This is a genomic window from Chitinophaga silvisoli, assembly GCF_003412465.1.
Taxonomy (GTDB): Bacteria; Bacteroidota; Bacteroidia; order Chitinophagales; family Chitinophagaceae; genus Chitinophaga; species Chitinophaga silvisoli.
Map to the genome: position 1 here is coordinate 1 of NZ_QTJV01000040.1, position 9828 is coordinate 9828.

General features: G+C 28.9%; 13 protein-coding genes. 12 read left to right on the plus strand and 1 reads right to left on the minus strand.

Annotation, left to right across the window (positions count from 1 at the left end):
* The first annotated feature begins 52 nt into the window (after nt 1-52).
* The 12 genes from DXN04_RS34015 (at nt 53) to DXN04_RS34065 (ending at nt 5833) form a co-directional block, all read left to right on the plus strand.
* A complete protein-coding gene (locus DXN04_RS34015) occupies nt 53-304 on the plus strand; it encodes a hypothetical protein (RefSeq protein ID WP_116857880.1) in 252 nt (83 codons plus the stop codon).
* Nucleotides 304-1083: a siphovirus Gp157 family protein gene (locus tag DXN04_RS34020; RefSeq protein ID WP_116857881.1), complete on the plus strand. Its 780-nt coding sequence runs from the start codon at nt 304-306 to the stop codon at nt 1081-1083. The genes DXN04_RS34015 and DXN04_RS34020 overlap by 1 nt, the downstream gene beginning before the upstream one ends.
* A gap of 197 nt (nt 1084-1280) precedes the next feature.
* Nucleotides 1281-2342 (plus strand): DUF932 domain-containing protein, encoded by a 1062-nt coding sequence (locus tag DXN04_RS34030; RefSeq protein ID WP_116857883.1) that lies wholly within the window; start codon nt 1281-1283, stop codon nt 2340-2342.
* Nucleotides 2343-2361: 19 nt separating this feature from the next.
* Entirely contained in the window at nt 2362-3030 is a 669-nt protein-coding gene (locus DXN04_RS34035) for a dCTP deaminase/dUTPase family protein (RefSeq protein ID WP_116857884.1), read from the plus strand.
* Entirely contained in the window at nt 2996-3238 is a 243-nt protein-coding gene (locus tag DXN04_RS34700) for a hypothetical protein (RefSeq protein ID WP_147320162.1), read from the plus strand. The genes DXN04_RS34035 and DXN04_RS34700 overlap by 35 nt, the downstream gene beginning before the upstream one ends.
* The gene (locus DXN04_RS34040; protein ID WP_147320163.1) at nt 3235-3504 is read left to right on the plus strand and encodes a hypothetical protein; all 270 of its coding nucleotides are present in this window, start codon (nt 3235-3237) and stop codon (nt 3502-3504) included. Before DXN04_RS34700 ends, DXN04_RS34040 begins: the two co-directional genes overlap by 4 nt.
* A gap of 129 nt (nt 3505-3633) precedes the next feature.
* Nucleotides 3634-4227: a hypothetical protein gene (locus tag DXN04_RS34045; RefSeq protein ID WP_116857886.1), complete on the plus strand. Its 594-nt coding sequence runs from the start codon at nt 3634-3636 to the stop codon at nt 4225-4227.
* Nucleotides 4224-4502, plus strand: coding sequence for a hypothetical protein (locus DXN04_RS34050; RefSeq protein ID WP_116857887.1), 279 nt, complete (start codon nt 4224-4226; stop codon nt 4500-4502). Before DXN04_RS34045 ends, DXN04_RS34050 begins: the two co-directional genes overlap by 4 nt.
* Nucleotides 4503-4505: 3 nt before the next feature.
* Nucleotides 4506-4652: a hypothetical protein gene (locus DXN04_RS35050; protein ID WP_158569314.1), complete on the plus strand. Its 147-nt coding sequence runs from the start codon at nt 4506-4508 to the stop codon at nt 4650-4652.
* Nucleotides 4653-4667: 15 nt separating this feature from the next.
* Entirely contained in the window at nt 4668-4817 is a 150-nt protein-coding gene (locus DXN04_RS35055; RefSeq protein ID WP_158569315.1) for a hypothetical protein, read from the plus strand.
* Between the two features lie 19 nt (nt 4818-4836).
* Nucleotides 4837-5286, plus strand: a complete 450-nt coding sequence (locus DXN04_RS34055) for a Gp49 family protein (RefSeq protein ID WP_116857888.1) — start codon at nt 4837-4839, stop codon at nt 5284-5286.
* A 364-nt stretch (nt 5287-5650) separates the two neighbouring features.
* Entirely contained in the window at nt 5651-5833 is a 183-nt protein-coding gene (locus DXN04_RS34065; RefSeq protein ID WP_116857890.1) for a hypothetical protein, read from the plus strand.
* Between the two features lie 75 nt (nt 5834-5908).
* Here the strand turns inward: DXN04_RS34065 and DXN04_RS34070 are convergent, their stop codons facing one another.
* Nucleotides 5909-9793, minus strand: a complete 3885-nt coding sequence (locus tag DXN04_RS34070) for a fimbrial protein (RefSeq protein WP_147320164.1) — start codon at nt 9791-9793, stop codon at nt 5909-5911.
* Nucleotides 9794-9828 lie beyond the last annotated feature (35 nt).

Consider the following 9828-nt stretch of genomic DNA (forward strand, 5'->3'; position numbering starts at 1 on the left):
TGAAGAACTTAGAAATAATAAATAAATTATTAACTATTTAAATATTAAAGTTATGGGAAGAAAATTTTATGGTTTTAATAACCGTTTTAGAACTACTAAAAATACAGAAGCTATTGTATTTGAAAATGGTGGATTTGTTGGTAATCTTGGTTTAGTAAAAAAACTATGGAAGAAATATACTGAAGCTATTTATAAATATAGAACTAATACAGGTAAAATGACTGCTAGTGATTATACTCATTTATTTGGTTATTTAAATCCTTATTATCGTTCTGCTTATAATATACCTAAACGTAGAAAATAATGGCAAATATTTATAATATTACTGCTGAACTTGAGGATATATTTCTTGAGTTAGAAGAAAATGGAGGTGAATTAACTCCTGAACTTGAAGAACGCCTTGCTATTACACAAGATAATCTTAAATCTAAACTTGATGGTTACCGTAAAGCATATACTATGTTTAATCTTGAAGCTGAATCTTGTAAAAAAGAAGAGCAACGATTAGCTGTTCTTCGTAAAACTAAAGAAAACAATGCTGAAAGACTTAAAGGAGTTATGCTTGATGCTGTTATTGCTTATGGAGATTTAGGTAAGTCTGGTAATAAAGTTATTAATTTAGTTGATAGTAAACTCTATACTAAGAATAGTAAATGTGTTGAGATTGATGAAAATCTTAATCAAATATTTATTGATTTAGTTCTTGAACATTTACAATCTCTTTGGGATAATGATATGATTGATAGTAATTTCTCATTTAGTAGAGATGTTCTTCTTGAACAAATTAATGATAAATTTACTGAAAGATATCCTGAACAATCTGCTAGACTTAGAGAAGAAACTGGAGGTTATTTTACGCTTGATGATTTAGATTGTATTAAAGTTAAATTTGAAATTGAAAAACCTATTGGTGATTTAGCTAATAAAATTAATTTTGATTTACTTAATACTTTCTTTAATCATCAACATGAAATGACTAGAAGTAGCAGTGTTAATAAAACTACTATGAAGAATATTCTTAATGATGGTAGAGATATTAGTATAGCTAAACTTGTTGAAAATACTAGTCTTATTATTAAATAATTTGGTTATACTCCCCGTAGAGAACAGAATTAAGTTCATCCTCCACGGAGAGTCAACACTACTAATTTTGCTAATTATGGAACTAGAAGAAAAAGTAAAAGAATTAATAAAATGGTATATGGATACTTATGGTGTTAATAAAGACCAAGCTGTTAGAGATATTGAAAGTGTTATGTTACGTATAAGTCATAAATAATATGTATAAAGTAAAAGGTAAACCTTGGGCTTATTCTGGCGCTATTGATGTATCAGATTGTGCTACTGCTAAAGAAGTTATGCTTAAAGCTGGACTTAATTTTAATGTAGCTAAATGTGAACTAGTTGGTAAAATGCCTATTAAACTTACTGGAACTGATGAAGAACTTGACCGAATTATTAAAGAACAAAAAGAAGGCGCTCATGTTTTTGATACTGACATTTATCGTAAGTGTGATAACGCCTTTGCTACCTATCGTACTGATTACAATATTCCTTTAGGTGTTGTTAAAAGTAAATATACTATTGTACAAAACAATGATGCTTTTAATTTCTTTGATGACGCTATTGGTAAAAATTCTGCTATTTGGCAAACTGCTGGATTTTGGAGAAATGGTGAAAGAATATTTGTAAGTGCTAAACTTCCTAATAATATTCTTGTTAAAGGTGACCCTGTTGAAAATTATCTAGTATTTACTAATACTCATGATGGTAGTGGTGGAGTTAAGATTTTATTTATTCCTATTAGAGTTATTTGTCAAAATACTCTTAATGCTGCTATTCGTACTAGTAGTAATTATGTTAGTTTTCGACATACAACTAGTGTTCATAATAAGATTTCTGTTGCACAAGAAATACTTGGAATTAGTAAAATTAAATCTGAAGAATTTGGTCAATATTGTAATTTACTTGCTAATATTAAAGTTACTGATGAAGATGTAATCCAATTTATTGGAGAAAATATTCTTACTGAAGATGAAATTCAACGTCTAAAAGATACAGGGCATACTATTAAAGATATTGCTTATCGTAGTGGTTTAGCTTTAACGGATAGTAAAATAAGTAGTAGAAAAATGAATGTTATTTCTGATACTTATAGTTATTATTTTGATGGTCCAGGTCAAAGAGATATTCTTGGTACAGCTTGGGGTGCAGTTAATGCTATTAGTGGATATTATTCTAATATAGATAATATTGAAGGTACTAAGCGATTTGATAGTATTTGTTATGGTGATAAATCAAGAAAAATAGAAAATGCTTTTGCACTTGCAGAAGCTCTTTAATTTAATAATTTAATTATATATGGAAGTAAAAGTATTTAAACTAAAAGAAATTAAACTTCTTAGTGGAGATGTTGTAGATGTAGAACAGTATTGTAATGTTCAACCTATTTTACCTGCTTATGGTAAAGAAGGTGATGCTTGTATGGATGTTTATCCTATTCATTATGAATATGATAGAGATAAAGATAGACATATTTATCATACAGGTTTAGCATTTAATATTGGAGATGATGCTAATGGTGAACCTAATGAAATGTCTTTACGTCCTAGAAGTAACCTTACTAAATCTGATTTTTATATGCCTAATGCTCCTGGTACTCTTGATTGGGGTTATCGTGGAGAACTTCTTATTATTTTTAAGAATCGTACTTCTAGAGATTTAGTTCATGCTGTATCTACTCTTATTGAAATAGTTGATAAACTTAGAGAACATATGCATTTACCTGATAGTATGGTTGGTAATGCTAGACTTAAACTTAATAATGTTAGAGCTACAACTACTAATATTCTTGGTAAACTTTCTACTCCTCCATATAATTGTGATGGTAAAGATAGATGTTGTCAACTTATTATTAATAGTGCTCAGAGAATTACTTGGAAAGAAGTTAAATCTATTGAAGAATTAGGAGAAAGTGAACGTGGAAACAAAGGATTTGGAGAAGGAACAGGAGGAGCAGCTAAAGCTTAAAGTTGGTGCTCGTTATATTCATAATAAAACATCTAATGAATATATAATTATTAGTATTACTAAAATGAAACATCCAGATACAGGTGAATGGATTCCTGCTGTTATTTATAAACTTAATGGGCTTGAACCTTTATGGTGTAGAAGTGTTGAAAGTTTTAAAAGTCATTTTAGTGATGCTAAAGTTGAAGGTAATGAAGTTTATCTATGAAAAAGTTAATCTTGTTTTATTTACCTGATTGTAATGTTAGTAAACTTTTTGAAGAAAGGCTTCATAAAGCTCTTGCTCTTCCTGAGTTTGCCGGTAGGTTTAATCTTATTAGGTATAATTTATATACTGATACTGGTAGACAAGAAGCGCGTAGTGCTGGTATTAGTGATGCTCCTACTGCTTATTGTGATGGTGATATTCTACGTGGTGTGCAAAGCGATTACACTATTAGAAAGTATCTTCGCAAGCTGTTAGGACAGTCATAGATATGATTCTTTTGCCCTACATTGAATTTTAATTGTTATTGTGATTAATCTATCATAATATGAATATCATTCAATGTAGGGCTTTAAAATAGCTAATTTTATAAATTCTCATTATATTATACGAATACTATGGTTAAAATTGAATTTTATTATAAAAGTGCTGATAAAGATAAAACAGAAGCTATGAGAGAAGCTATTGATATAGCTTTATTTGGTACTAATGTTCAATGTAATTTTAAAAATCTTCCTGACCATCTTATTCTTGAAGATATGATACTTGAAAAGGCTGTTGCTGGTAAGAATATTACTGAATATCCTACTTGTATTATATATCGAGATGATACAGAATATAAACGATATAGTAATTCTGTTACTTGGGAAGAACTTCGTAATGATATTAATTATCTTACTGGAGATGAACCTACAAGACAAACAAATAATATATTTGTTGAAGCGTTTATTGATGAACATGATTGTATAACTCGTGCTAAGTGTGCTGATGCTATTGCTTGGATGTGGAAATATCAGAATACTAAAGTAGAATATATTCAAACTAATGTTAATAATCCGAATAAGTTTGCTGTTGTAATTAAAGATAGTTGGAGAACTTATGCTACTTATGTATATTCTGATAGTCTTACTACTGAAATGATTAAGAATACTCTTCTTAGAGTTCCTAATACTATTAAAGAAGCTGCTAAAAATAATGCTATTGTGTTATGATACGTATTGATTGTTTTACTAGAGATGGTTGTGACGCTTGTAAAATAGCAATTAAAAATATAACTGATGCTATTAATGAAGCTAATTGTGATATTACTCTTAATATTCGTAATACAAATCTAGATGATATTCTAAGAAAAGAAATTACTAAATTTCCTACTACTGTTATTACTAAAGTCGATAATGATTATAAAAGAAAAGAATTAGCTCGACTTGAAGGTAGTTTTCCTAGTGATTATATTAAAGATATTATTAATAAACTTGAAAAAGAATAAACTATGACAGTTAAAGAACTTATAGAAATGCTTAAAACTTGCGATGAAGAATCAATAGTATATATTGATTATAATGGTGATATTAATTCTATTAATGAAGTATGTGATTATAGTAATAATTGTGGAGAAGTTATAATAGTTAGTGATTAATTAAATTTTAAAGCTATGACAGTTAAAGAACTTATAGATAAACTTCAACAATTTGATGAAGATAAACTTGTTTTAGTTGAAGATACTGAATATAAAGAATTTCAGGCTATTGATGTTGAACTGGTAGATGATAGATTTGTAATAATTACTACTACTATTAAATAAATAATTAAATTTTAAAATTATGGCTAAATTTATTGGTGTTAAAATGATTGAAGCTGTTCCTATGACAGCTCGCGAAGCAAATGACAAAGGTCATAAAATTGGTAATCATTCTTTTGAAGAAGATGGTTATGAAGTAACTTATCCAGATGGATATAAATCTTGGAGTCCTGCTAAAGAGTTTGAGAAAGCTTATTATAAACTTGAAGACCCTGCTGGAGATGTTCTTAAAGAAAATGATATTAAGAGATTTATTAAAGATATTGAAAATGTAAAAGTTGGTACTAAAACAACTAATACTACTCTTACTTGTCTTACTGGATTTGAAGTTCATGGTCAAGCAGCTTGTGTAAAACCTGAAAACTTTGATTTAAATGTTGGTGCTAATTATGCTCAAATTAAAGCTGAAGATAAAATTTGGGAAGGTCTTGGATTTGTTCTTCAATGGGCTAAGTATGGTCTAAAGAGATGATACTATTAATGCTAATGGTTTATATGTTATACTTAAAGCTAGCTCTAATAGAGCTGGCTTTATTTAATTTAATGGTTAGCTTGGAACCGCTACGAGTGCTACGCACTCTTCGCTATACTCCCCGTAGAGGATGGAACGGTAGTTATGCTAGTAATATTAGTATAGTTATTAATGATAATAATTATATTGATTGAATAAATACTAGTCTATTCCATCCTCTACGGGGAGTTGAGCGTAGCGAAGCGGAGCGTTCTACTAATCCTTAAACTTATAGTCGTTGGCATGACTGAACCTCGGTAGATAAGCTAGTCTTACTACTGAGGTTTATTTTTATCTTATTATTAAACTTAAACATATTATAATTATGGTTGCATTTATTGTTCTTCTTGGTATTATATTTGGTGGTGTTAAACTATTAGCTGTTGCTAATAATATTAGTGATAACGAAGCTATGGATAAATATAGTGGAAAACTATTTGTTATTGGTATTATAGTTTTTGTTATTCTTATGTGTGTTATTGGTAATAATGATGATGGTTTTAATTAAGATAAAATAAATAGGGCTTGTCTAGGTAGTGATACCATAGGCAAGCCCTTATTTTTTACTAGATTCAAGTCCAGCTTATTCAAATATATCTTTAGCTATATCTTTATAAGGTATAATACTAAGTATATTTTCATCAAGTTTATAATAACTATTATTATTAGGTAAATCAAGAATACGATTAATACTACGAATAACAGGTATATTACGTATAGCCATAACTTCAAACTTGTTCATACCTTTATATCTACCAGTAGTATATTCCTCTGTGAAATCTTCTTCAATAAGGAATCTAGCAGCCATAGCAGTAGTACCAAGTAAGTCATTAATAGTTTGTCCAATAGCAACAGGACTAGACCATAATTTTTTACCTTCAGCATAAGCTCCAAATGGAGTAAATGAAGCAGCTTCAGAAGCAAGACGGTCTGCATGATAAAGCATAAGATTATAAATAATACCTTCATCATCATCACCTCCCATACCAGTTATAGCAATTGCTCCAATAATAGCAGCACCTACATAAAGTAAATCACCTAAATTACGTCTAATATTTGCTTTTTCATATTCAGGAAGAAGTTCATAATTAAGTTTGAAATTAACAGCAAATGAAAGCAAATTCTTACCATAAGTTTGGAATGCTTTAAGAACATCACTCACATTATTAACTTCTCCTACGTTAGTTTCTTTAAATGGAATAGTCAAATAATCATAAAGACTAGTATAACTACCTTTTTCAATAGTACCTAGAGTTTCATTATAATAACCATTCCAACGATAACGTTTCTTAAAACCGGGATAAAGATGTTTATGATATTGCATAACCATACCACCCCACCAATGTTGTTCTATATTAGCAGAACCAAGTTTATCATAAACACCATGAACTTTCTTATTTACTTCACGAACTTTATCAATAAATTTAGCATATTCTTTAAGAGTAAGTTTACTATCAGATTTTATTTGAGCAATTCCATCTTTAAGTTCAAATTGATTATAAATATCTGGAAGTTTAGCAAACTTTTTATCAATATTCTTAATAAGTTCTTTACGCTTAGCTATATATTCTCTTTGTTGTTCTTCATTAAGATAAGTTTTAACAAAATCAAATATAGGATTAGCTTTAAATAGATTATATTTAGCTCGTTTTTTATTATCAGCTTTAGCTTCATCCATGAACTTATTGAATTGTTCAAGAAGAGATTGGCTCTCTCCTCTACGGGGAGTATTAATTACTGACATAAGAGCATCTTGTTCAGCTTTACGATGATACATTTCTTTACTCATTATATCATAACCACCTCTACCATTATCAACAAGTCTATGAGATTTAAGCATAGCAAATAACATAACATTTTGCATATAATGTTCACCAACAGATTGAGGACTAAATAGTAATCCACGAACTCTACGAATATTTTCTTTAAGACCTTCAGCAGTGCTAACTTCAGTTACTCTATCAAAATCGACTACATGACTAAGTTTAATAATAGCATCTTGAAGTGTACTACTATTTTCACTATACATATTAGCCATATAACTAACAGTTCCTTTAATCCATTCAGATTTACCAGCTTCCCAATCTTTAAGATTAATATATTCACCAGCAGCTCTTTCCATAAATATGTTACTAGAACCAGTAAGAACGTTAGCTATACCACCAGTAATATTCATCATCATATATTTACTACCAGCAATGTTTTGAGCAAGAGAACCAAGTTTAACTAAATTAGGAGTTTTATTATCTTTATATTGTTCAAATACAAGACGACGTATAAAACTTCTAAGATGTTGACTAGTTCTAGTTTGTTGTTCTTGTTTATATTCAATTTCTCCACCAGCACTAGCTTCTCTATTTTCAGTTATACTACCTTTATAATTTATATCATAAGCAGTATTACTAGTAATAATTTGGTCGGCAGTATAAAGAAGATTTTTAACTGTTTTAATAGCATTATATCTATTACTTTCAATTAAGAAACTATTAAATACTTCTTCCCAATTACGATTAAGAATATCATTATGAATTTTATTATTCTTTTCAATAATCTCATCTCTAGCTTTAATAGCAGCAGCTTTACGTTTACTAAATTCCTCATCACTTTCATTAGGCTCTTTAAATTTAGGTATAGTAGGAAGTTGTTGTGTATCTTTATTAGCTAATTGAGATAATCTAGGATTAGGAATATCATAATCTTTATCAAAAGTTAAATCTTCATTATTTCTCCATCCAGTATTATTAGGAACATTAGCAGTCCAACCAAGAAAACTAAGAGCTTGTTCAAAGTAATCTTTAACAGTCATATCTTTAGATTTAGGTAAAGCTGGAAGATAACCCATATCAACATATCTCTTATTACTATTAGTAAAACAATACTTTTTCATAAGTTCATTTACTTTATTCATAAGTTCAAGTTGATACTCATTAAGATTAGTATAAACAGTATTATCATATCCAGTTCCTACTTTATACTTATTAACAAAACTACTATATTCTGGATTAATAAGTTCTTCTTTAGGAGTAATATGCATTTGATTAATACGTGGTTCATAATTACCAACAACAGCTGAACCATCATCTTTAATCATTTGCATAGTAGTCCAAATACGAATAGGTTTAATAGTACGAGTATATGGGTCAAAATAATGATTATCTCTATACCATTGTTTATATTCAATACTATCAATACCATATTTGTCAAGAACTTCTCTTTCTTTCATATAATAATATTGAGTAGTAGTTTCTCTAGTTCTTTTTTGAAGAATATTAATTGCAGCAGTTCTATCAATATCAGTCCATTTATCTAAATCTTTAGGTTTAATAATACCATAAATAGTTCGATTAGGTCTTTCTGCAATAGTTCCATTTTCTTCAACTTGTTCACTAAATACTTCTAACCATTTATCATAATATTTTTTACCTTTAGCAAAAGCTCTATTTTTATCAAGTTCATATTGTTTCCAATTATAAGTAACATCACATTCACTTTCAATAAATTCAGCAACACGTTTTGCTTTAGCTTTATCAGTACTCTTTTCACCTCTAGTAATTTCATTAAATACTTCAAAACCAGTTTTAAGTTGTTCTAAATCCTCTTGACTAATATCAGCAGTATTAAGAGTTCTAGTAGCATTATCAAAATACTTCTCAAGTATTTTATTAATAGCTTCTCCTACATTAATTTCTTCTTCACTCTTAGATTTATTACCTGTAAGATAATTATAGAAATCAGCACGATAAATTCTAAGTTCATCTTCAGCAGAACGAATAATACCAACATAAGGCATACCATTGCCTTTAGTATATTTATATTTTCTAACTGTTTCAGCTTTTATAAGAGCTGCACGTTCTTCAGGTATTTTACGTCCATCAACTACATTAAATTCATCTTTAGCTTGAAATTCTTTGATGGCAAGATTAAGAACACTATTACCTTTATTAGCATCTTTAAGTTCTTCAAATGCCCAATTTAAATCTTCTATATCTTTAATATCAAGAATATATCTAGTATTCTTACGAATCCATTCTTTAGCTTCTTTATATTCAGGAACTTTCATAAGTTCTTCCATACTAATAAGAAGATTACCATTAGCATCACGTTGACTTTCATATTTACTAATAATAGAAAGTTGTTCTTTAAGTTTAGAATCAAATCCTTCTTTAGCTTGCTTATCATAGAACATTTCTTTAACTTTACGAATATTAGTTTGATAAGCACGAAGTCTTTCAGCTACATTTAAATCATGACCAATTTTTTTATTACCATCTTCATCATAAAGACTAGTAAGGCTATCCATTTGAGCATAGATACGTCCAAGTTCTTCATCTTGACTTTGTGTAGTAACATTATCAGTAGCTTGACTTAAAATATCTCGTATTCTACCATTAAGTCTTTTATATTCAGCAAATTCTTTAGGAATATATAAGGCTATCCATTTGAGCATAGATACGTCCAAGTTCTTCATCTTGACTTTGTGTAGTAACATTATCAGTAGCTTGA